Here is a 19,906-nt window from a genome sequence, read left to right as displayed (position 1 = left end):
TCTTGTTGTTGTGTTTTTTGTGGGCGGGGTCCTCCCCGCTGCCGCCGTCCCAGTACTTACCCGCGGGGGGGGTTTGTTGCCTGCCGGAGCACCACTTACCGCGCACGGGCGCGTCAGCGCTGGTCAGCGCTGGTCGAAGCGGTCCGGGATCAGCAGGTGCAGGACGAACCCCACGATCGCGACGACGATGGCGCCCCAGAACCCCGGCCAGAAGCCGTCGACCACGAACGGCAGGCCGATCCGCGAGGCGAATGAGCCGACCAGCCAGAACAGCAGGGCGTTGATCACCAGGCCGAACAGCCCGAGCGTGAGGATGTAGAGCGGGCAGCTCAGGATCTTGATCACGGGCTTGAGGAACGCGTTGACCAGACCGAAGATCAGCGCGACCACGACCAGGGTGCCCACCCGGGCGCCGGTGGTGGTGCCGCCGAGCTCGATGCCGTCGACCAGCCAGGTGGCGACCCACAGCGCGATCGCGACCACGACCACCCGGACGACGAACGCGAGGACCCACGAGCCCTCGCGCTCGTCCACCCAGCTCACGAGACCACCGCCTGCGATACCAGCACCCGCAGCTGCGGGCGGATCGGGTGGGTGCTCGACGGCATCAGCTGGGTCATGAAGACCACGGAGAGCTCCTCGACCGGATCGACGTAGAAGGCCGTGCTGGCCAGCCCGCCCCAGCCGTACTCCCCGAGCCCCTGCAGCTGCTTGCCCGCCGCGGGGTCGACCACGACCGAGAACCCCAGCCCGAAGCCCGTCCCCTGGTAGGTGGACTCCGCGAAGATCGGCCGGCCGATGGTCTCCAGGTCGGCGCCGCCCGGCAGGTGGTTGCGCGTGGCGTAGGCGAGGGTGCGCGGGCCGAGCAGGCGCACGCCGTCGAGCTCGCCGCCGCGCGCGAGCATCTGGGTGAAACGGTGGTAGTCGTGCAGCGTCGAGGCCAGCCCGCCGCCGCCGGACAGGAAGGTCGGCTCGCGGGTGATCGCCTCGGCCATCGCCCCGCTGCGGACCAGCCCGCCGCCGGGCTTCGGCAGGTACAGCGTGGCGAGCCGCGCCAGGTCCTCCTCGCCGGAGACGTGGAAGCCGGTGTCGGTCATGCCGAGGGGGTCGAGGATCCGCTCGCGGAAGAAGGCGTCGAGCGACATGCCGGAGGCGACCTCGACGACCCGGCCGAGCACGTCCGTCGAGACGCCGTAGTTCCACTCGCTGCCCGGCTGGAACAGCAGCGGCAGGCTCGCCCAGGTGTCGCAGGCGGTGGCGAGGTCGTGCCCGCGCGGGGCGCCGAACTCGTGGCCCTTGCCGCGGTACATCTCGTCGACCGGGTGGGCGTGGTGGAAGCCGTAGGTGAGCCCGGAGGTGTGGGTGAGCAGGTGGTGGACCCGGATCGGCTCGACCACGGGCTCGGTGCCGGGGTTGAGCGCGGAGCCGGAGCGGTAGACGCGGGTGTCGGCGAAGGCCGGGATGTACCGCGAGACCGGGTCGGTGAGCTCGAGCGCGCCCTCCTCCCACAGCATCAGCGCCGCGACGGACGTGATCGGCTTGGTCATCGAGTAGATGCGCCAGATCGTGTCGTCGGTGACGGGGAGCCCGGCCTCGACGTCCCGGAGGCCGTGGTGCGCGACGTACGCGACCTTCCCGCGCCGTGCGACGGCGACGGACCAGCCGGCGAGCTTGCCGGCGTCGACGTACTTCGCGAAGTGCGACTCGATGCGGTCCAGCCGCTGCGCGTCGAGCCCGACCTCGCCCGGCTCGACCTCGGTCTTCAGAGCGCTCACGATCTCGACACTACCCACGATCACCGGGCGGGCGTGAGCACCGCGCGGCCCAGCCAGCGGCAGGCCAGCAGGGCCAGCTCGAGATCGATCCGGCCCTCGGTCAGCGGCCGCCCGCGCTCCCGTTCGGCCCGGCTCACCCGGTAGCGCACCGAGTTCTTGTGCATGGTCAGGTGATCGGCCGCCGTGGTGTAGCTGCCGCCGGCCGCGAGGAACACGCGGAGGGTCTCGCGCAGCCGGGCGCGCTGCGGGTCGTCCGCGGCGAGCCCGCCCAGGGTGTCCGCCACCCAGGTGCGGGCGGCGTCGAGATCGGCGCAGAGCAGGGCGACCGCGCCGACGTCGGCGAAGGTCGTGATCGTCCGGGCGTCGTCGCCCGCGGCGAGGGCCACGGTCTGGGCACGGACGGCCTGGCGGTGGCTCTCCCGGAACCCGGCCACCCCGGTCCCGGGTTCACCGACGGCGATCCGCACGGTCTGCCCGTTCTCCTCGGCGAGCGCGGCCACCGCCCTGGTCAGGTCTCCCACCGAGGAGTCCCGGCCGAGCGGCAGCCAGGCCCAGGTCGTCGCATGGTCGTAGGCGACGCAGAGCGGGCGGCTGCGGCAGCCGGTCCGCTCGGCCAGCGTCCCGACGAGCCGGACGACGGCCGCGCCCTCCCCCTCGCCGGACCAGGCGACCAGCGCGAGGTGCCGCCCGCGCAGCCCGTACCCCAGGGTGGTCTCGAGGGCGTCGAGGTCGGCGGGGCCGTCGCCGTCGAGCAGGGCCCGGACCCGGCCCGCCCGCAGCGTGTCCCGGTTGGCGAGCCAGCGCTCGCGCTCCTCCTCGTAGACCTCGGCGACCTGCTGGCAGATCCAGTCGACGTAGCCGAAGGTGTCGCCGACCATCCGCCGCGCGACGCCGAGCGCCACCACCGGGTCCTCCCGGCGCCGGTCGAGCTCGGCGAACATCCAGCGCAGCAGCCGGTCGTGGCCCACCCGGTAGGCGCGGAGCAGGGCGTTGACCGGGACCCCGCGCTGGGCGAGCCGGCGGGCGTACTCGAAGGCGGCCGACGGCGGCTCGACCCGCTCGGCCGGGATCTCGTGCGCCAGCATGTGCAGGATCGTCTCGACGTTGCCCTCCACGGAGGCGCCGAGCAGCTCGACGATCCGCGGGTCGCCGTCGAGCTCGGCGATCTCGGTGGCCATCAGCTGGCGCAGGTCGAGCGCGATCTCGACGACGCGCCGGCCCAGCGCGACGGCGATCGCCCGGACGCAGCCGCCCACCTGGGCGAGACCGGCCGGGGAGACGTCCGTCGACGATGGCGGCACCCCCACACAGTACGTTCTGCTGAACGTTTGACAAGTCTCCGCACCGACGAGCCCGGCCGGGTGCGACGCCGGCGCCGTTGCCTGCGTCGCACCCGGCCGGAGGTCGGTGCGGACCGCCCTGGTCAGGGGGCGGGAACGAGGTCGTAGTCCGCCACGTCGAGCTCCCGGGTGGCCGCCCGGTAGTCCTCGACGCTGCCCTTCCAGTTGTTGGTGATCCGTCCGTCGGCCGTCTTGTACCAGCTGTTGCAGCTGCCGGCGAAGGAGCTGTCCCGCAGCTCGCGCTGCAGGTCGGCGTTGTACTCGTCCTGCGCCTCGGCCCGGACCGAGAGCGCCGCGCCCTTCTCCTTCCCCGCGGCCAGGCCCTGCAGCACGTACTCGAATTGGCACTCGAGCATCGCGATGATCGAGTTGTGGCCGAGGTTCGTGTTCGGGCCGTAGAGCATGAACAGGTTCGGGAAGCCGGTGACGGTGATCCCGAGGTAGGCCTGCGGGCCGTCCCGCCAGGCCTCCGCGAGCTGCAGGCCGTCGCGGCCGCGGACGTCGAGCGCGCTGTTGAAGGACAGCGTCTCGAAGCCGGTGGCGTAGACGATCACGTCCACCTCGTGCAGCACGCCGTCGGCGGTCCGCACGCCCTCGGGCTCCACGCCCACGAGCTTCTCGGTCACCAGCTGCACGTTGTCGCGCACCAGCGCCGGGTAGAAGGTGTCCGCGATGATGATCCGCTTGCAGCCGATCGGGTAGTCCGGCCAGAGCTTCGCGCGCAGCTCCTCGTCCGGGACCTGGGCCTCGAGGTGGGCGCGGGCGGCGGCGGTGAACTCGGCGGCCACGTCCGTGCCCTGCTTCATCGCCCCCATCCAGCCCTCGTGCTCCCAGTAGAAGCCGTCGCGGCTCTCCTGCAGGGCGGCGCGGTCGCGGTAGTTCTCCCGCTCCCCCGGGTCGTACGGGCGGTCTTCGCGGGGCACCACGTAGTTGGGCGTCCGCTGGAACACGATCAGCTCGCCGGCGACCTCGGCCACCTCCGGGATGAGCTGCGCCGCGCTGGCCCCGTTGCCGATGCACGCGACGCGCTTGCCCCGCAGGTCGACGTCGTGGTTCCAGCGGGCCGAGTGCCACGACTCGCCGCGGAAGGTCTCCCGGCCGGTGATGTCGCGGAAGGTGGGCCGGTTGAGCTGGCCCCACGCCGTGACCAGGGCCCGGGCGACGACGTCCTCGCCCTCGGACACCGCGATCCGCCAGACGCCCTCGGCCTCGTCCCAGTGCGCCGCCGTCACCTCGGTGTTCAGCCGGATGCGCGGCGCGAGGTCGAGCCGGTGGACGAGGCGGTCGATGTGCGCCTTGATCTCCGGCTGGAACGCGAACACCCGGCTCCAGTCCGGCTGCTCGTCGAAGGAGAACCAGTACAGGTGCGACTGCACGTCGCACGAGGCGCCGGGGTAGGTGTTGTCCCGCCAGGTGCCGCCCCAGTCGCCCGCCTTCTCGAGCAGCACGAACGAGTCCTCGCCGGACTGCAGCAGCCGCTCGGCCATCCCGAGGCCGCCGAGTCCTGCACCCAGGACCGCGACCTCCACGCGCTGCGTCACGCGCCGGCCTTCCGCACCGCGTCGGCGATCTCGTCGATGATCCCGGCACCCGACGGCGTGGCGCCGAGGGTCCACAGGAAGTCGTGCAGCATGCCGTCGAACCGCGTGAGGGTGACGGGCACGCCGGCGGCCTCGAGCTTGCGGGCGTAGTTCTCGCCCTCGTCGCGCAGCGGGTCGAACTCCGACGTCGCGACGTAGGCCGGCGGTAGGCCGGACACGTCCTCGCGGCGACCCGGGCACAGGTAGTCGAGGTCGTCGCTCTGCGCGCCCAGGTAGTGCGCCCAGAACCACTCCATCGCGCCGCGGGTGAGCAGGTAGCCGTCGGCGTTCTGCTCGTAGGACGGCGTCGAGAAGTCGAAGTCCGTCACCGGGTAGAGCAGCAGCTGCGCGGCGATCGCGGGGCCGCCGCGGTCCTTCGCCGCCTGGGCGACGGACGCGGCCAGGTGCCCGCCCGCCGAGTCGCCGGCAACGATCAGCCGGTCCGGGTCGGCGCCGAGGTCCGCGGCGTTCTCGGCGGCCCAGACGGTGGCCGCGTAGCAGTCGTCGAACGCGGCGGGCGCGACGTGCTCGGGCGCCAGCCGGTAGTCGACGGACACGATCACGGCGCCGCTGCGGTTGGCGATGCTGCGCAGCGGGCGGTCGACGATGTCCAGGTCGCCGATCACCCAGCCGCCGCCGTGGAAGTAGACGACCAGCGGCGTGGGGCCGTCGCCGTCGGGGGTGTAGATCCGGACCGGGATCTGGCTCGCGGGGCCCGTGATGCGGCGCTCGTCCACCGCGATCGCTTCCGGCTCGCCCTGCAGGTCGAGGAAGCCCTTCGCCGCGGCGCGGGCCATCGGCACCGTCATCTGCGGGAACGGCGGCATGCCTTGCTCGGCGAGGGCGTCGAGCAGGGTCTGGGCTTCGGGGTGGACGGGCAACGCTGCCTCCTGGGTCCGATGCGGTGCTCGGTGTCCCCTGCACCGTGACATCGGTCACGCGGTCGACCTTCGTGTCGGGGGTACGAAACCCGCCGCCGTCTTCGTCTCCCCGGCACGTCGATACGCCTGCCTCAGCCGTCGACGCGCGTGCCCGAGCCCTCGCGGGAGGCTCCCCGCCGGCCGAGCCGGGCCCGGTAGGCCGCGAGCACCTCCCGCGTCTCCTCCTCCGCGAAGACGCCCGCGAACTCCTGGACGCTCCGGTCGGCGCCCTCGGCCAGCCCGGTGTTCTGCCACGTCTCGAACAGGCGTTTCTGTGCCGCGAGCACGGTGCGGGTGTGCCCGCCGACCTTGGCGAGCAGTTCCTCGACGGCACCCGCCAGCCCGGACGGCTCGACGACGGCGTTGCACAGGGTGCCGAGCTGGTCGACCGGGTAGAGGTCCCCGGTCAGCACGATCTCCTTGGCCAGCGCCAGCCCGACGTGCTGCTGCAGCAGCGCCGCGTCGACCACCGAGGGGATGCCGAGCTTCACCTCCGGCAGCCCGAACGCCGCCCGCGTGGTCGCCACGCGGAGGTCGGCGGCCAGGGCGAGCTCGAACGCCGCGCCGATGCACGGCCCGTCGACGGCCACGAGCACCGGCACCGGCGCCGTCCGGACCGCCCGCAGCAGGTCGCGCAGCCGTGCGATGAAGGCCTCCGCGTCGGCGACCGAGGAGAGGGCCAGGAACTCGTCGACGTGCACGCCGGCGGAGAACACGGGGCCGGCGGCGTCGACCACGACGGCCCGGGTGTCCGGGCCGAGCCGTGCGGGGTCGACGGCGGCGTGCAGGTCGCGGACGTCGCCCGCGGTCAGGGCGTTGCGCGCCTCGGGCCGGTCGAGGGTGACCCGGCGCACCGGGCCGTCGTCGGTGACGTTCATCCGGTCATCCTGACCGCGGCACCCCTGCCGGGTCATGATGAGGGTCATGGGGGACCTGCCCGACGGTGATCTCCGGGGCGACGCCGAGGTCCTGCACGCCCTGTTCCGCCGTCGGGACTCGGGCAGCCGCCCCGGCGCCCGCACGGACGGCCACCGCATCGCGCTCGTCGTCGGCGGCGGCGGGATGCGCGGGGCCTACGCGGGCGGCATGGTGTGGGCCCTCGAGCAGGCGGGGCTCGCCCCGGCCTTCGACGTGGCCTACGGCAGCTCCGCCGGCGCCTTCGTGGCCACCGCGCTGCTGCTCGGGCACGGCTACGAGGCCTCCCGGATCTTCCCCGACGACATGGCCACCCGCGCCTTCGTCGATCCCCGCCGGCTCCGCACCCGCCGGCCGATGGTCTCGCTCGACCACCTCATCGACGAGATCCTGGTGCACAGCAAGCCCACCGACTGGGAGGCGCTGCGGGACAGCCCGGCCCCGCTGCGGGTCCTGGTCACCGACGCGGACGACATGACCCCGCACGCGCTCGGCGGGCTCGCGACCGCCGCGGACTGGCGGCTGGCCATGCGCGCGACGGCGGCGATCCCGCTGCTCACCGGGCCGCCCGTCGAGCTGCACGGGCGCCGCTGGATCGACGGCTCGATCGGCGACCCGCTGCCGGTGGCGCGGGCCCTGCGGGACGGGGCCACGCACGTCCTGGTCCTGCTCACCCGCACCGTCCCCGAGCTGCGCCGCTCCGACCCGACCGGCCGGACGCCGTGGTGGGCGCGCTCGATCGACCTGCTCGCCCCCGGGCTCGGCGCGATGACCCAGGACGTCCGGCGGCACGCGGACAGCCTCGACCTGCTCTCCGACGCCGCCCACCCCGACCGGTCCGACAGCCACCTGTTCGCCATCTCGCCCGACCGGTCCGCGGGGATCCGCGGCCTGACGATCGACGTCCCGCGCGTCGAGCTGGCCTCCCGGCTCGGCCACGACGCCGCCGCGGCCGTGCTGCGGGCGGTCGACCCCGGGCTCGTCCTCGCCCACCAGCGGGGTGGCGGCGTTCCGGACGATCCGGCCGACACCGATGAGTTCCGGGACGCAACGCGGTCCACCCCACGACGGACCGGGAGCGACCGGCCCGCGTGAGTCGTGGGGGGAGGCGGCCGCATGAGTGGCGGAGGCGGTACGACGCAGCCACCCGGCCGCCGCTTCGGCCGTCGTCGGATCGAGATCGCCCCGGGCGAGTCGCGGGCGCACGTGGAGGCGGAGTGGCGCGGCGTGCTCGTCGTCCTCGAGGCCGGGGAGATCGAACTGCGCTGCCACGCGGGCGGGCGCCGGCGGTTCGCCGCGGGCTCGGTGCTGTGGTTCACGGGGCTGAACCTGCGCACGGTGCACAACCCGGGCGCCGTCCCGGCGGTGATCCTCGCCGTCTCGCGGGGGACGGGGACCCCGGACGGGTGCACGGAGGACACGGGTTCGTGACGTCGACGGACCACGCCGGACACCTGCGCACGCGACCCTGGGTGGCATGACCATCGACCTGACCGTCGCTCAGGCCGAGTCGCGGTCCGCCGCGATCGCCGACCTGCTCGGCGCCCTGGAGGAGCTCACCTCGGCCTACCGCGGGCTGCCGGAGGACCAACGGGCCGGGCGGTGCTCCGCCGACGCGGACCGCATCACCGCCGAGGTGGCGCGGCACCTGTTCACCGCCCGCACCCGGCTGGCGTCGGACTACGGGCGGCGCCGGGCCTGACTCCTCGGTGCTGCTGGACGCGGACCCACCGCCGGTCCGCGGACGCACCTCAGCTCGCGCGCCTGGCCACCCGTTCGGCGAACGCCCGGACCCACCGCCGCTGCCAGGGCGTCTCGACGGCCCGGGGCCGGTAGTGCGCCCGGGCCCAGGCCACGGCCTCGGCGCCGGGATGCCCGGCCAGCACCGCCATGCACGCGATCACCGTGCCCGTCCGGCCGGTCCCACCCGTGCAGCTGACCTCCACCCGCACGCCCGAACGGGCGCGCTCGTAGGCGTCGACGATCGCGGCGGTGGCGCCGTCCCGGTCGCGGGGCACGCGGAAGTCCGGCCAGACGATCCAGGCCGCGGGCCAGTCCGGCTCGTCGTCGTGCCCGGGGCGGCCGAGGCAGAGGGAGAACTCGGGCAGCGGCCCGTCCGGCAGGGGGTCACGGCGGCCCCGGCCGCGGACCGGGGTGCCGTCGGGGAGCAGGACCGCGCCGTCCAGCTGGATCATTCCGTGATAATGCCCCTCCGTGGGATCGAGCGAGGCCCTGGTCGGGGCACTGCGCGCCGCGGGGTGCGTGTTCGCGGAGGAGGAGGCCGAGGTCCTGGCGGCGTCGGCGGGGTCCGCGGAGGAGCTGGAGGCGATGCTGGCCCGGCGCGTCGCGGGCGTCCCGCTGGAGCACGTCGTGGGGTGGGCGGAGTTCCGCGGGCTGCGGATCGTCGTCGAGGACGGGGTCTTCGTGCCGCGCCGGCGGACCGAGCTGCTCGTCGCGCAGGGGCTGGCGCTCGCTCGGATGCGGAGCCGACCACAAGCAGAGCCGGGAGCCGTGATCGTGGACCTCTGCTGCGGGTCGGGCGCGGTGGCGACCGCACTGGCCGCGGAGCTGCCGGGGGCCGAGGTGCACGCGGCGGACGTCGACCCCGCCGCGGTGCGCTGCGCGCGGCGGAACCTGGAGCCGCGCGGCGGACACGTCCACGAGGGTGACCTCGACGCCGCCCTGCCCGCCGACCTGCGCGGACGCGTCGACCTGCTGCTCGCCAACGCGCCCTACGTGCCCACGGCGGAGGTCCCGCTGATGCCGCCCGAGGCCCGCGACCACGAGCCGCTCACCGCGCTCGACGGCGGCGCCGACGGCCTCGACCTGCACCGCCGGATCGCCGCGCTCGCGCCCCGCTGGCTGCGCCCGGGCGGGCACCTGCTGATCGAGACCTCCCAGCGGCAGGCGCCGGGCACGGCGGCGGCGATGGTCGTGCACGGCATGGGCACCGCGATGACCCGCTCCGAGGAGCTCGACGCCACCGTCGTGATCGGGATCAGCGCCGGGGTGTCTCGACGACGACGTTCGTCGACTTGATCACCGCGACGGCGAGCGAGCCGGGCTGCAGCCCGAGCTCCTCGACCGCCTCCCGGCTCATCAGCGACACCACCCGGTGGGGCCCGCACTGCATCTCGACCTGGGCCATGACCTTGTCCGTGACGACCTCGGTCACCAGGCCGACCATGCGGTTGCGGGCGGAGGTGTGCACGTCCGACGGGTCCGGCGCCGCCGTCGCGTGCTCCCGGGTGAACGCCGCCAGCGAGGCCCCGTCCACGACCTTGCGTCGCGAGGCGTCGAGGTGCACCGGCAGCGTGCCGGCGTCGATCCACCGGCGCACCGTGTCGTCGCTGACCCCGAGCAGGCCCGCGACCTCCGAGATCCTGTACTCCGCCACCGCGCGGATGTTACGGCGGCCCGGCCGCCGCGTCTCCGCCGGTCAGGCGACGAGCACGGCGCGGGCGGTCTCGCCCGGCCCGGCCCCGCACCGCGCGAGCACCGTGCCGTCCGCCGCCCAGATCCCGGAGCGGCCCGCGGTGCGGTCGTAGCCGCCCCCGGTGGGGCCCGCGAAGCTCGCCACGACCACCGGGACGCCGTGGTCGCGGCCGATCCGCCGGGCCCGTTCCTCCTGCACCGCGGCGTCGTCCGGGGTGTCGACGGCACCCGCCACGTAGGCGTCGATCCCGAGCGCCGCCGTGCGCGCGGCCTGCTCCGGCACGCCCATGTCCCGGCAGACGGCGAGACCGAGCCGCCAGCCGTCGACCTCGACGACGCCGGGTCCCGTCCCGGCGGCGAAGTGCACCGGCTCCGCCCCGCCCAGGCACATCTTGCGGTAGGCGACCCGCGCGCCCGTGCCGTCGACGGCCAGCACGCCGAGCGAGCGGCCGCCGCCGTCGAGGGGCAGCGGGGCGCCGGCGAGGGCGAGGGCACCGGTGTCGGCGCACGCCTCGACCAGCGGCGCCAGCCGGGGATCGGCGGGGTCGAGGGCGGGGGCGTCGAGCTCGTAGCCGGTCAGCGACAGCTCGGGGAAGACGACCAGCCGCGCGCCGGCCCGGCGGACCGTGTCGACGTGGGCGCGGACGTTGGCCGCGACGTCCCGCGCGGTGCAGGGCGGTTGGGCGGCGACGACGGTCAGGGGCAGCCTCGGAGGCACGGCCGCACGCTATCCGGTGGCCCCCACTGCAAGGATCACCGCATGCACTGGACCACGCGGCCGGAGGGACCCGAGGACGCGCCCGCGGTGCGGCGGGTGGTGCTGGCCGCCTTCGACGCCCCCGGGGAGGCCGACCTCGTCGACGCCCTCCGCACCGATCCCGCGTGGATCGACGGGCTGTCGGTGGTCGCGGAGACGCCGGACGGGGAGATCGTCGGGCACGCCCTGCTGACCCGCTGCCACGTCGACGAGGTCCCGGCGCTCTGCCTCGCCCCCTGCTCCGTCCTGCCGGCCCACCAGCGGTCGGGCGCCGGGTCCGCCGCCATCCGCGCCGTGCTCGCGGCGGCGCGGGAGCGGGGCGAGCGGTTCGTGATCGTGCTGGGGCACCCGGACTACTACCCGCGCTTCGGCTTCGGCCGGGCCTCGGCCCACGGCATCCGGCTCACCGCGGAGGTGCCGGACGAGGCCCTCATGGCCCTCTCCCTCACCGACGACCCCCTGCCCGCGGGGACGGTGCGGTACGCAGCGCCGTTCGGCATCTAGGCTGGTTCCGACGCGCCGCGCGTCCCGGGATGAGGCTCGGCAGCCGGGTGCCGTCGGCGACGTCCGTGGGCCGGGTCCTCCGCGACGACCTCGAACGCCTGACGGCCCTTCGGAGCGGGGCGTTGGCCCCTGCCCGTCACCGGGCCCCGGCGGTGCGATGTGCGCCCGACAAGAGTGCCGTGAGGGAGCCGGTCATGAAGCGAGTCGTCGTCGACCATTTCGGCGGTCCCGAGGTCCTCGTGACGGTGGAGGACGAGGTTCCGCGGCCCGGCCCCGGTGAGGTCCTCGTCAGGGTTCTGGCCGCCGGCGTGTCGTTCACCGACGCGCAGCTGAGGGCGGGCACCTACCTGGGTGTGCCGAGGCCGCCCTTCACTCCCGGCTACGAGCTCGTCGGTGTCGTCGAGCGGCTCGGCCCTGGCTGCTGCCGGGTGCGGGAGGGCGATCGCGTCGCCGTGCTCACCGTCTGGGGCGCCTACGCCGAGCAGGTCTGTGTGCAGGAGGTCGACGCCGTCGAGATACCCGCCGAGCTCGACCCGGCCGACGTCGTGAGTCTCGTCCTGCCCTACACGACCGCCTACCAGCTGCTCCACCGCACTGCGAAGGCGCGGAGCGGCGAGCGGGTCCTGGTGCACGGAGCGGCGGGCCGGGTGGGGACCGCGGTCCTCGAACTCGGCGCCCTGGCCGGGCTCCGCCTCTACGGGACGGCCTCGGCCGCCGACCGCGCCACGCTCGAGCGCCTCGGCGCGGTGGCGATCGACTACCGGACCGAGGACTTCCTGGCGCGGGTCCGGGAACTGACCGCGGACGGCGTCGACGTCGTGCTCGACGGACTGGGCGGCAGGCTCTCGCTGCGCTCCTTCCGTGCGCTGCGCCGCGGCGGCCGGCTCGTCGTCTACGGCCACTACTCCACGCTGGCGGACGGGCGGAAGAGCCGGCGCGGATGGATCGAGTGGTATGCGGCGACCGCCGGGGTCGCGCTCCGGGCCCTGCTCTCGCCGGGCCGGCGGCTGAGGACGTACCGGATCCAGAAGCTGCACGGTCGTCGCAGGCAGTGGGTTCCCGTGGCCGGCCGCTCGCCGGCTCTTCCGGTCGGCGGCGGTCCTCGCGATCCGGACGCGTTCCGGGAGGACTTCCGCACGCTTCTCGAGCTGCTGCGGGCCGACAAGATCCATCCCGTCGTGGCGGCGCGACTTCCGCTCGTCGAGGCCCGTCGCGCCCACGAGCTCCTGGAGCGGACGGCCGGCACGGGCAAGCTCGTGCTCGTGCCGTAGCCCCGACGATCTCCCTTGCTGATCAGCTACCACTTCGCGGGCAAGGACGACCTGCTCGCGGCGTGCATCGCGGAGATCGAGCAGGTGACGGGCGCGTTCATGCAGCCCTACCTCGGGCCGCCCAGGGGCACGTCGCGCAGCTGCGGGCCTACGTCGAGTCCAACGTCGCGCTCGTCGGCGAGCACCCCGCCGCCGTCCGGGCGTTGATCGACATCGTGCGGAACCGCGCCGCGAGGAGCCCGGGGGTCAGCGGCCGCCCGGCCGTGTTCGAGGAGCACTTCCGCGCCGGGCAGGAGGCGGGCTTCCGCCCGCACCGGACGCGGGCCTGCGCCAACTCCGGCGGCTCCACCGCCGGTGTGTTCACCGACAGGTCGGCACGCTGACGAACGACTTCTTCGTCAACCTGCTCGATATGGACGTCGAGTGGCACTCGACCGTGACGAGGACCTGTTCGAAGGCTCGGTGAACGGGCAGGTCAAGTACCCCGGGACCCGCGCCGACGTGGTGTTCGGCTCGAACTCCGAGCTGCACGCGCTCGCCGAGGTCTACGCCAGCGACGACGCGGAGAACACGTTCGTCGCGGACTTCGTCGCCGCCTTCGCGAAGGCGAGGGACGCGGACCGCCACGACGTCTGACCGTCGTGTTCCGAGCGCCAACAACTGTGCTCCCACGGTCAAGCCCGCGGAGCGCCTCCTCCCCGAGCATCGGGGGTGACGCCGCCCCACCAGTGAGGAGTTCACCCATGACCGCCGCCACCACGGTGGTCCGGGCCGCCTGTCCCCAGGACTGCCCGGACACCTGCGCCATGCTCGTGAAGGTCGATGAGAACGGGCGGGCGGTGAACGTCGCGGGCGACCCGGACCACCCGTACACCAACGGCGGCCTGTGTGTGAAGGTCAACAACTACCTCGACCGCGTGTACGACCCGGGCCGGGTGCTGTTCCCGCTGCGCCGCACCGGCTCGAAGGGCAGCGGCCGCTTCGAGCGGATCACCTGGGAGGCGGCGGTCACCGAGATCGCCACCCGCTTCAGGGAGATCGCCGCCGAGTACGGCCCCGAGGCGATCATGCCCGTCAGCTACCTGGGCACCCAGGGGATCCTGAACGGGCTCAACGTCGGCGATCCCTTCTTCGCCAAGCTCGGCGCGACGGTCTCCGAGCGCACCTACTGCGACTCGGGCTCCTGCACCGCTTACGCGATGACGATCGGCGACACCGCGGGCGTGGACCCGGAGAGCCTGGTCCACTCGAAGTTCATCCTCGTGTGGGCCTGCAACATCATGAGCACGAACCTGCACCTCTGGCCCTACATCGCCAAGGCGCGGAGGAACGGCGCGAAGGTCGTGGTCGTCGACCCGATCCGCTCCCGCACGGCCGCGGCGGCCGACCAGCACATCGCGCTCCGCCCCGGCACCGACGGCGCGCTGGCCCTCGCCATGGCGCACGTGATCATCGCCGAGGGGCTCACCGACCAGGACTACATCGACTCCTACACGGTCGGCTTCGCGGAGTTCGCCGAGCGGGTCGAGCGCTACACCCCGGAGTGGGCGGAGACCGAGACCGGCGTGCCCGCCGAGACGATCCGCACACTGGCCCGCGAGTACGCGACCGCGCAGCCGTCGGTCATCCGGATCGGGGTGGCGGTGGAGCGGCACGCGGGCGGCGGCCAGACCGTGCGCGCCCTGTCCTGCCTGCCCGGACTGGTCGGCGCCTGGCGCAAGCCGGGCGGCGGGATCCTGCAGCTCCCGCTGTGGGCCTTCCCGGTGAACTGGGGTGCGTTCATGCACCCGGAGATGCTCACTCCGGGCACCCGGGTGGTGAACCAGTACACCCTCGGCGCCGCCCTGTCCGGCGACCTCCCCGAGGGCCCACCGCTCAAGGCGTTGATGGTTTACAACTCGAACCCGGTCGTCACCACCCCCGACCAGGACCGGCTCATCAAGGGCCTGAAGCGCGAGGACCTCTTCACTGTGGTGTCCGAGCAGTTCATGACCGACACCGCGGACTACGCCGACATCGTGCTGCCGGCCACGACCCAACTCGAGCAGTCGGACATCATGTTCAGCTGGGGCCACCTCTACATCACCTACAACCACCAGGCGATCGAGCCGCTCGGCGAAGCCGTCCCCAACACCGAGATGTTCCGCCGGCTGGCCGCCGCGATGGGCTTCGACGACCCCGTCTTCCGGCGCACCGACGAGGAGATGATCGCCGAGGCCTTCGACTGGGCGCACCCGAACATGGAGGGGATCACCGTCGAGTCGCTCAAGGAGCAGGGATGGCAGCGGCTCAACGTCCCCTCCCCCGACGACTACGCCCCCCACGCCGAGGGGAACTTCCCGACGCCGTCGGGCAAGGCGGAGTTCGTCTCCGCCGCCGCAGCTGGGGGCAACTTCGTCGTGCCGCTGTTCCGCCAGGGCTCGAACGACCACCAGCCCGGCCAGCCCGTCGACCCGCTGCCTCACTACATCCCGCCGCGCGAGTCCGCCGCCGCGGACCCCGAGCTCGCCGCGCGCTACCCGCTCAACCTGCTGACCCCGAAGTCGCACGCGTTCCTGAACTCCAGCTTCGGCAACCACGACTTCCACCGCCAGGTGGCGAGCGAGCACAGCCTCGTCATCCACCCCGACGACGCCGCCTCCCGCGGCATCGCCGAGGGCGACCCGGTCCGGGTGTTCAACGACCGCGGCACGTTCACCGTGGTCGCCACCGTGCAGGACACGGTGCCGCGCGGGGTCGTCGTCAGCCCGATGGGCGGCTGGCGGAAGCACTCGAAGGCCGCGGCCACGCTCGCCACCGTGAACCCGACCGTCTTCGGCGACCTGGGCAACGCGCCGACGTTCTCGGACACGCTCGTCGACGTGGAGATCGCCTGACATGGCCTACGTCGTGACCGAGGCCTGCATCGACGTCCAGGACCGCTCCTGCATGGAGGAGTGTCCGGTGGACTGCATCTACCCAGGCGACCGGATGATGTACATCCACCCCGACGAGTGCGTCGACTGCGGCAAGTGCATGCCCGCCTGCCCCAGCGACGCGATCCACTGGGAGTACAAGATGCCCGCCGATCAGGCGGCGTTCGTCGAGGTCAACGCCGTCACGGTCCGGTCGAACGGGCTGTTCGGCGGCGGCGAGGACGCGGACCCGGTGGCCGACCACCCGCTGGTGGCGCAGCGGAGGCCCCGATGAGGGTCGACCTGGTCGTCGTCGGCGCCGGTCCGGCGGGCCTCTACGCCACCTACTACGCCGGGTTCCGCGGGCTCTCGGTGGCCGTGGTCGACGCGCTGGACCAGCTCGGCGGCCAGATGTCGGTGCTCTACCCGGAGAAGCCCGTGTTCGACGTCGCGGGCTTCCCCCGGATCCGGGCCCAGGACCTCGTCGACTCCCTCGTCGAGCAGGCCGCGACTGCCGCGCCGACCTACTTGCTGGGCCACCACGCCGTCGGCCTCGAGCACGGGCCCGACGGCGTGGTGCTCGAGACCGACCGCGGCGCCCGGATCGAGGCCGGGGCACTGCTGGTGACCGGCGGCATGGGCCGGTTCAGCCCGCGTCCGCTCCCCGCGGGCGGCGACTTCGCCGGTCGGGGCCTGCGCTACGCGGTGCCCCGGCCCGCGGAGCTCGCCGACCGCCACGTGCTGGTCGTCGGCGGCGGCGACTCCGCCGTCGACTGGGCGCTGTGCCTGGAGCCGATCGCCGCCTCGGTCACCCTCGTGCACCGCCGGGACGCCTTCCGGGCGCACGAGCGCAGCGTGGCCCAGCTGCGGGCGTCGTCGGTGCGGGTCCTCACCCCGTGCGAGGTGCTCGACGTCCGCGGCGTCGAGAGGGTCGCGGAGGTGGACGTCGAGGGTCCGTCCGGCGTCGAGACGCTCGCGGTGGACGAGATCGTCGCGGCGCTGGGGTTCAAGGCGGACCTGGCGGCCCTGTCCTCCTGGGGGATCGAGCTCAGCAGGCGGGCCGTGGCCGTCGACCGGTCCATGCGGACCAACCTGCCGCGGGTGTTCGCGGCCGGCGACGTCACGGACTTCGAGGGCAAGGTGAAGCTGATCTCGGTCGGGTTCGGCGAGGCCGCGCTGGCGGTGAACAACCTCGTGCCGCTAGTCCGGCCCGACCTGCCCGTCGTTCCGGGACACTCGAGTGATGCGGCCTGACGCGCTCGTCGCCGACCACCCCTACGGCAGGCTGCCCGCGCGGGGCGAGCCGGTCCCGGTGGCGGCGGCGATGCTCCACGCCCCCAAGACCTGCGGACCCACCACCACCGTCGGGCAGGCGCGGGCCGCGTTCGCCGACGACCACGTGCACGCCCTGCTGGTGGTCGACCACGGGCTGCTCCTGGCCGTCGTCGAGCGGGCGGACCTGCCGGGGCGGCCCGCCGCCGCGGCGGTCCGGCACGTCGGCGGGCTAGCGGGCCGGACCGTGGGGCCGGACGCCGACCTCCACACCGTCCGGGACCGGCTGCGCGCGAGCGGACGTCGCAGGCTCGCCGTGGTCGACGGGCACGGCGCGCTGCTCGGACTGCTCTGCCTCAAACGCTCCGGCGCGGGGTTCTGCTCCGACGCGGGAGTCCGCGCCCGGCAGGTCTGAACAGGGGAAACTCACGTCGAAGAAACGCGCCGGTGACCTGAGCGTGGCATCGTGTCGTGATGACCCTGGTCACGATCGACACCTCCGCCGTGGCGGAGAGCGATCGCCTGGACTTCTGGCGGTCGACCGTGTGCGACAACTTCGTCGCCCTGAACGTCGCGCCCACGGGCACCGGGCTCGTCGCCGGACGGGTGACCGCGGCGAACGTCGCGGACACGCACCTGCGCCGGATCTCCTCGGTGCCGCACACGTTCGAGCGGACCGAGCGGCAGGTGCGCCGGGCGGACGAGGACTACCTGCAGATCGCCCTCGCCCGGCGCGGACGCACCCTCGTCGTGCAGGACGGGCGCGAGGCCGTGATCGGCCCCGGCGAGTTCGTGCTCTACGACTCCAGCCGCCCCTTCACGTTCGCCACCAGCGACAGCTTCGAGTACTCGGTCTGCCTGCACCCCAAGCGGGACCTGCCGCTCTCGGCCGCCGAGATGGCGTCGTCGACCGCGATCACGTTCGACGGCAGGCGCGGGGTCGGCGCGCTCCTGCCTCCGCTGCTGTCCTCGCTGGACCGTGCGGTGGGGGACGACCTGCCCGAGGCCGGCCAGGCCGCGGTCGCCCGCACCATCGGGGACCTTTTCGTGGCGCTCGTCCGCAGCCGGGTGCCCGCCGGGGCGCAGAACCTGCACCTCGTCCGCGCGCGGGCCTACATCGACGACCACCTCGCAGATCCCGACCTCGACCCGGCGCAGGTCGCCGCGGCCTGCGCCATCTCGCTCAGCTACCTGCACAAGGTCTTCGCGGACGCCGACGAGTCCGTCGCCGGCCGGATCCGCGAGCAGCGGCTGCAGGGGGCGTGGGCCGACCTGCGGAGATCGGATCTCCCGATCGGCGCGGTCGGCGCCCGTTGGGGGATGCCGGACCCGGCCGCCTTCAGCCGCTCGTTCCGCACCCGCTTCGGCCTCTCGCCGCGGGAGCACCGCCGCAGCTGACCGCCGCCCGAGCGGCGATGCAGCGCCGATGGGAGTACGAGATCCCCGGCGTGGTGGTCGGCGATGGCGTCGACATGAAGTGGCCGCATGCTGCGGGCAAGAGCCGCCAGGCATCGCGGAGTCGCTCACGACCGACACGCCGGCCCGCTTCACGACCGACAAGAGCGACCGAGCGCGTCAACCGTTCGGCAACTGCTCTACGGCTGGTCGTTCGACGCACGCGTCCGGGCCGCCGGCCCGCCCGACGAACATCTGATCCGCACTGAGCGTTGGATCGCCTGCCACACCCGGCCGGTCAAGGATCTCGCCGATCCCTCCGTCCTCCGTCCCGCCCTCGACGCCCAGGCCGTACGCCTTTCGGTCCGTGCATGGTCCGTGAACACCCATGGACGGCGGTCCGCAGCCGGACACAGCCGGGCGAGACGAGAACGGCCCCTGACCCGCGTCTCCGCTGGTCAGGGGCCGTACCCCGAGGGTGTGGCAGGTGAAGGATTCGAACCTTCGTAGGCTAAGCCGACGGATTTACAGTCCGCTCCCTTTGGCCACTCGGGCAACCTGCCGGGGTGCCGTCGGCCTCGCCGACGTGCAGGGAGAAGGATACGACAGCGAGATCCGGCCCCCACGAGGGGGGCCGTCAGCAAGGAGGAGCCCATGGCCGACCCGTCGTTCGACGTGGTGAGCAAGGTCGATCGGCAGGAGGTCGACAACGCCCTCAACCAGGCCGCGAAGGAGCTCTCCCAGCGGTTCGACTTCCGGGGCACCGACACCTCGATCAGCTGGGCCGGCGAGGAGGCGATCACCCTCGAGTCCGGGACCGAGGAGCGGTTGAAGGCCGCGGTCGACGTCTTCAAGGAGAAGCTGATCAAGCGGAACATCTCGCTGAAGGCGTTCGAGGTGGGCGAGCCCGCGCAGTCGGGCAAGGCCTACAAGGTCACCGGCAAGATCCTGCAGGGCATCGCGTCGGACAAGGCCAAGGAGATCAGCAAGACCATCCGCGACGAGAAGCTCAAGGGCGTGCAGGCCCAGATCCAGGGCGACCAGCTGCGCGTCTCGGGCAAGAAGAAGGACGACCTGCAGGCGGTCATCGCGCTGCTGAAGAGCAAGGACTTCGGCATCGCCCTGCAGTTCACGAACTACCGCTGAGGCCCGGTCCGGCCTGACACCGCGCCCGGCCGGGGTGTCAGGCCGGCGGCACCACACGCCGCGCCGCCCGGGCGAGCACGCCCGGGCGGGACCAGCTGCGCGCCGTCGGGTCGCCGATGAAGTCCACGGACGCCGCGGCGCTGGCCGTGCGACCGCCGACCGGCGGAAGGGCAGGTGCCGCATCTCGCCACCCGGCGGACCGGTGTACAGGCGGCACATCAGGACGAGGCGGCCCGCTGGGTCGTCACGGACGCGGGCCACCTCCGCCAGGGCGAACTCCGCCGCCGTCGACGCCGCGCCATCGTGCCCGGAATCGGGTGGGTGGGGCGAGGGTGCGGTTCTCTGGCCCGGGAGTCCTCAGCCGCTCGCACGCCACGCGCTTTGACTCCCCCGGGCCGGCTCCCCCCGGCGACGAGGAGTCAGGAGGTTCAGGACGACCGAGATCAGGCGCTCGACGACGCCGTTCAGCATCCTGAGCGTCCGGGAGCTCCGACGCCGTGAGCATCGGGGACCATCGCAGATCCCGCCGGAGTGTGTGAGCGAGACGCCTGTGAGGTGCCGATTTTGTCGGTGCTCGAAGATATGTTCGACTCGTGCAGCAGACCGAGCCGCTCCCGGACCTGGCGGGCCTTCCGCCCGGTCCCGTGCTCGCCGCTGCCCTGGCCCGGATCGACCCGATGACCCTGCCCCTGCCCGACCGGC

The 19,906-nt window shown here is 73.5% G+C and carries 22 protein-coding genes, 1 tRNA gene and 1 pseudogene; 14 read left to right on the top strand and 10 right to left on the bottom strand.

Annotated elements, in window-relative coordinates:
* Window positions 1-123 precede the first annotated feature (123 nt).
* The 6 genes from AB0B41_RS35135 to AB0B41_RS35110 form a co-directional block, all read right to left on the bottom strand.
* Entirely contained in the window at window positions 124-543 is a 420-nt protein-coding gene (locus AB0B41_RS35135; protein ID WP_358211122.1) for a phage holin family protein, read from the bottom strand.
* Complete coding sequence (locus tag AB0B41_RS35130; RefSeq protein ID WP_358211120.1) at window positions 540-1,775, bottom strand: serine hydrolase domain-containing protein; 1,236 nt, start codon at window positions 1,773-1,775, stop codon at window positions 540-542. Before AB0B41_RS35130 ends, AB0B41_RS35135 begins: the two co-directional genes overlap by 4 nt.
* Before the next feature lie 20 nt (window positions 1,776-1,795).
* Entirely contained in the window at window positions 1,796-3,076 is a 1,281-nt protein-coding gene (locus tag AB0B41_RS35125) for a helix-turn-helix domain-containing protein (protein ID WP_358211118.1), read from the bottom strand.
* A 122-nt stretch (window positions 3,077-3,198) separates the two neighbouring features.
* Entirely contained in the window at window positions 3,199-4,656 is a 1,458-nt protein-coding gene (locus tag AB0B41_RS35120; protein WP_358211116.1) for an NAD(P)/FAD-dependent oxidoreductase, read from the bottom strand.
* On the bottom strand, window positions 4,653-5,576 hold the full coding sequence (locus AB0B41_RS35115) for an alpha/beta hydrolase (RefSeq protein WP_358211114.1): 924 nt from the start codon (window positions 5,574-5,576) through the stop codon (window positions 4,653-4,655). The genes AB0B41_RS35120 and AB0B41_RS35115 overlap by 4 nt, the downstream gene beginning before the upstream one ends.
* Window positions 5,577-5,707: 131 nt before the next feature.
* Window positions 5,708-6,493 carry an enoyl-CoA hydratase/isomerase family protein gene (locus tag AB0B41_RS35110; RefSeq protein WP_358211112.1) on the bottom strand — a complete coding sequence of 262 codons (786 nt, stop codon included), beginning with the start codon at window positions 6,491-6,493 and terminating at the stop codon, window positions 5,708-5,710.
* 46 nt (window positions 6,494-6,539) lie between these two features.
* Between AB0B41_RS35110 and AB0B41_RS35105 the strand changes: the two genes are divergently transcribed.
* From AB0B41_RS35105 to AB0B41_RS35095, 3 genes are read left to right on the top strand one after another with little or no spacing between them, the layout of a single operon-like run.
* Entirely contained in the window at window positions 6,540-7,625 is a 1,086-nt protein-coding gene (locus AB0B41_RS35105; RefSeq protein ID WP_358211110.1) for a patatin-like phospholipase family protein, read from the top strand.
* 21 nt (window positions 7,626-7,646) lie between these two features.
* A complete protein-coding gene (locus AB0B41_RS35100; protein ID WP_358211108.1) occupies window positions 7,647-7,961 on the top strand; it encodes a hypothetical protein in 315 nt (104 codons plus the stop codon).
* Window positions 7,962-8,007: 46 nt separating this feature from the next.
* The gene (locus AB0B41_RS35095; protein ID WP_358211107.1) at window positions 8,008-8,232 is read left to right on the top strand and encodes a hypothetical protein; all 225 of its coding nucleotides are present in this window, start codon (window positions 8,008-8,010) and stop codon (window positions 8,230-8,232) included.
* A 49-nt stretch (window positions 8,233-8,281) separates the two neighbouring features.
* Here the strand turns inward: AB0B41_RS35095 and AB0B41_RS35090 are convergent, their stop codons facing one another.
* Window positions 8,282-8,725: a protein-tyrosine phosphatase family protein gene (locus AB0B41_RS35090; protein WP_037046019.1), complete on the bottom strand. Its 444-nt coding sequence runs from the start codon at window positions 8,723-8,725 to the stop codon at window positions 8,282-8,284.
* A 19-nt stretch (window positions 8,726-8,744) separates the two neighbouring features.
* Here AB0B41_RS35090 and AB0B41_RS35085 point away from each other — a divergent pair, with 19 nt between their 5' ends.
* The gene (locus AB0B41_RS35085; RefSeq protein ID WP_358211104.1) at window positions 8,745-9,569 is read left to right on the top strand and encodes a putative protein N(5)-glutamine methyltransferase; all 825 of its coding nucleotides are present in this window, start codon (window positions 8,745-8,747) and stop codon (window positions 9,567-9,569) included.
* On the opposite strand, the gene AB0B41_RS35080 is transcribed toward AB0B41_RS35085, so the two are convergent.
* Together AB0B41_RS35080 and AB0B41_RS35075 are read right to left on the bottom strand one after the other, a co-directional pair.
* A complete protein-coding gene (locus AB0B41_RS35080) occupies window positions 9,529-9,927 on the bottom strand; it encodes a TOBE domain-containing protein (protein WP_037046016.1) in 399 nt (132 codons plus the stop codon). The two genes, AB0B41_RS35085 and AB0B41_RS35080, sit on opposite strands and share 41 nt — an antisense overlap.
* Window positions 9,928-9,969: 42 nt before the next feature.
* Complete coding sequence (locus AB0B41_RS35075; RefSeq protein ID WP_358211102.1) at window positions 9,970-10,683, bottom strand: carbon-nitrogen hydrolase family protein; 714 nt, start codon at window positions 10,681-10,683, stop codon at window positions 9,970-9,972.
* Window positions 10,684-10,725: 42 nt separating this feature from the next.
* On the opposite strand from AB0B41_RS35075, the gene AB0B41_RS35070 reads away from it, so the two are divergent.
* From AB0B41_RS35070 to AB0B41_RS35030, 9 genes and pseudogenes are all read left to right on the top strand, one after another.
* A complete protein-coding gene (locus tag AB0B41_RS35070; RefSeq protein WP_358211100.1) occupies window positions 10,726-11,226 on the top strand; it encodes an N-acetyltransferase in 501 nt (166 codons plus the stop codon).
* Between the two features lie 194 nt (window positions 11,227-11,420).
* Complete coding sequence (locus AB0B41_RS35065; RefSeq protein ID WP_358211098.1) at window positions 11,421-12,497, top strand: medium chain dehydrogenase/reductase family protein; 1,077 nt, start codon at window positions 11,421-11,423, stop codon at window positions 12,495-12,497.
* Between the two features lie 62 nt (window positions 12,498-12,559).
* The gene (locus AB0B41_RS35060) at window positions 12,560-12,880 is read left to right on the top strand and encodes a hypothetical protein (protein ID WP_358211096.1); all 321 of its coding nucleotides are present in this window, start codon (window positions 12,560-12,562) and stop codon (window positions 12,878-12,880) included.
* Window positions 12,865-13,133 (top strand): annotated as a pseudogene (locus AB0B41_RS35055) (catalase-peroxidase); the annotation flags it as partial. The gene AB0B41_RS35060 and the pseudogene AB0B41_RS35055, both read left to right, overlap by 16 nt.
* Window positions 13,134-13,240: 107 nt before the next feature.
* On the top strand, window positions 13,241-15,373 hold the full coding sequence (locus AB0B41_RS35050; protein WP_358211094.1) for a molybdopterin-dependent oxidoreductase: 2,133 nt from the start codon (window positions 13,241-13,243) through the stop codon (window positions 15,371-15,373).
* A gap of 1 nt (window position 15,374) precedes the next feature.
* The gene (gene fdxA, locus AB0B41_RS35045) at window positions 15,375-15,686 is read left to right on the top strand and encodes a ferredoxin (protein WP_358211092.1); all 312 of its coding nucleotides are present in this window, start codon (window positions 15,375-15,377) and stop codon (window positions 15,684-15,686) included.
* On the top strand, window positions 15,683-16,645 hold the full coding sequence (locus AB0B41_RS35040; RefSeq protein WP_358211090.1) for an NAD(P)/FAD-dependent oxidoreductase: 963 nt from the start codon (window positions 15,683-15,685) through the stop codon (window positions 16,643-16,645). The genes fdxA and AB0B41_RS35040 overlap by 4 nt, the downstream gene beginning before the upstream one ends.
* A complete protein-coding gene (locus AB0B41_RS35035) occupies window positions 16,635-17,078 on the top strand; it encodes a CBS domain-containing protein (RefSeq protein ID WP_358211088.1) in 444 nt (147 codons plus the stop codon). The genes AB0B41_RS35040 and AB0B41_RS35035 overlap by 11 nt, the downstream gene beginning before the upstream one ends.
* Window positions 17,079-17,137: 59 nt before the next feature.
* Entirely contained in the window at window positions 17,138-18,061 is a 924-nt protein-coding gene (locus AB0B41_RS35030; protein ID WP_358211086.1) for a helix-turn-helix domain-containing protein, read from the top strand.
* 478 nt (window positions 18,062-18,539) lie between these two features.
* Here AB0B41_RS35030 and AB0B41_RS35025 read toward each other — a convergent pair.
* Window positions 18,540-18,621: transfer RNA gene (locus AB0B41_RS35025), tRNA-Tyr, on the bottom strand.
* A gap of 91 nt (window positions 18,622-18,712) precedes the next feature.
* Here AB0B41_RS35025 and AB0B41_RS35020 point away from each other — a divergent pair.
* Window positions 18,713-19,204, top strand: a complete 492-nt coding sequence (locus AB0B41_RS35020; RefSeq protein ID WP_358211084.1) for a YajQ family cyclic di-GMP-binding protein — start codon at window positions 18,713-18,715, stop codon at window positions 19,202-19,204.
* Window positions 19,205-19,906: the final 702 nt, after the last annotated feature.

Source organism: Pseudonocardia sp. NPDC049154 (assembly GCF_040648315.1).
Taxonomy (GTDB): domain Bacteria; phylum Actinomycetota; class Actinomycetes; order Mycobacteriales; family Pseudonocardiaceae; genus Pseudonocardia.
The sequence above is the reverse complement of the archived record's forward strand: the minus strand, read 5'-3'. Positions and strand labels throughout refer to the sequence as shown.

Excerpts from the sequence above, each read along its gene's own strand:
- AB0B41_RS35110 (WP_358211112.1), bottom strand. The coding sequence starts at position 6,493 with ATGAACGTCACCGACGACGGCCCGGTGCGCCGGGTCACCCTCGACCGG.
- AB0B41_RS35105 (WP_358211110.1), top strand. The coding sequence starts at position 6,540 with ATGGGGGACCTGCCCGACGGTGATCTCCGGGGCGACGCCGAGGTCCTG.
- AB0B41_RS35100 (WP_358211108.1), top strand. The coding sequence starts at position 7,647 with ATGAGTGGCGGAGGCGGTACGACGCAGCCACCCGGCCGCCGCTTCGGC.
- AB0B41_RS35095 (WP_358211107.1), top strand. The coding sequence starts at position 8,008 with ATGACCATCGACCTGACCGTCGCTCAGGCCGAGTCGCGGTCCGCCGCG.
- AB0B41_RS35090 (WP_037046019.1), bottom strand. The coding sequence starts at position 8,725 with ATGATCCAGCTGGACGGCGCGGTCCTGCTCCCCGACGGCACCCCGGTC.
- AB0B41_RS35070 (WP_358211100.1), top strand. The coding sequence starts at position 10,726 with ATGCACTGGACCACGCGGCCGGAGGGACCCGAGGACGCGCCCGCGGTG.
- AB0B41_RS35065 (WP_358211098.1), top strand. The coding sequence starts at position 11,421 with ATGAAGCGAGTCGTCGTCGACCATTTCGGCGGTCCCGAGGTCCTCGTG.
- AB0B41_RS35050 (WP_358211094.1), top strand. The coding sequence starts at position 13,241 with ATGACCGCCGCCACCACGGTGGTCCGGGCCGCCTGTCCCCAGGACTGC.
- fdxA (WP_358211092.1), top strand. The coding sequence starts at position 15,375 with ATGGCCTACGTCGTGACCGAGGCCTGCATCGACGTCCAGGACCGCTCC.
- AB0B41_RS35040 (WP_358211090.1), top strand. The coding sequence starts at position 15,683 with ATGAGGGTCGACCTGGTCGTCGTCGGCGCCGGTCCGGCGGGCCTCTAC.
- AB0B41_RS35035 (WP_358211088.1), top strand. The coding sequence starts at position 16,635 with ATGCGGCCTGACGCGCTCGTCGCCGACCACCCCTACGGCAGGCTGCCC.
- AB0B41_RS35030 (WP_358211086.1), top strand. The coding sequence starts at position 17,138 with ATGACCCTGGTCACGATCGACACCTCCGCCGTGGCGGAGAGCGATCGC.
- AB0B41_RS35020 (WP_358211084.1), top strand. The coding sequence starts at position 18,713 with ATGGCCGACCCGTCGTTCGACGTGGTGAGCAAGGTCGATCGGCAGGAG.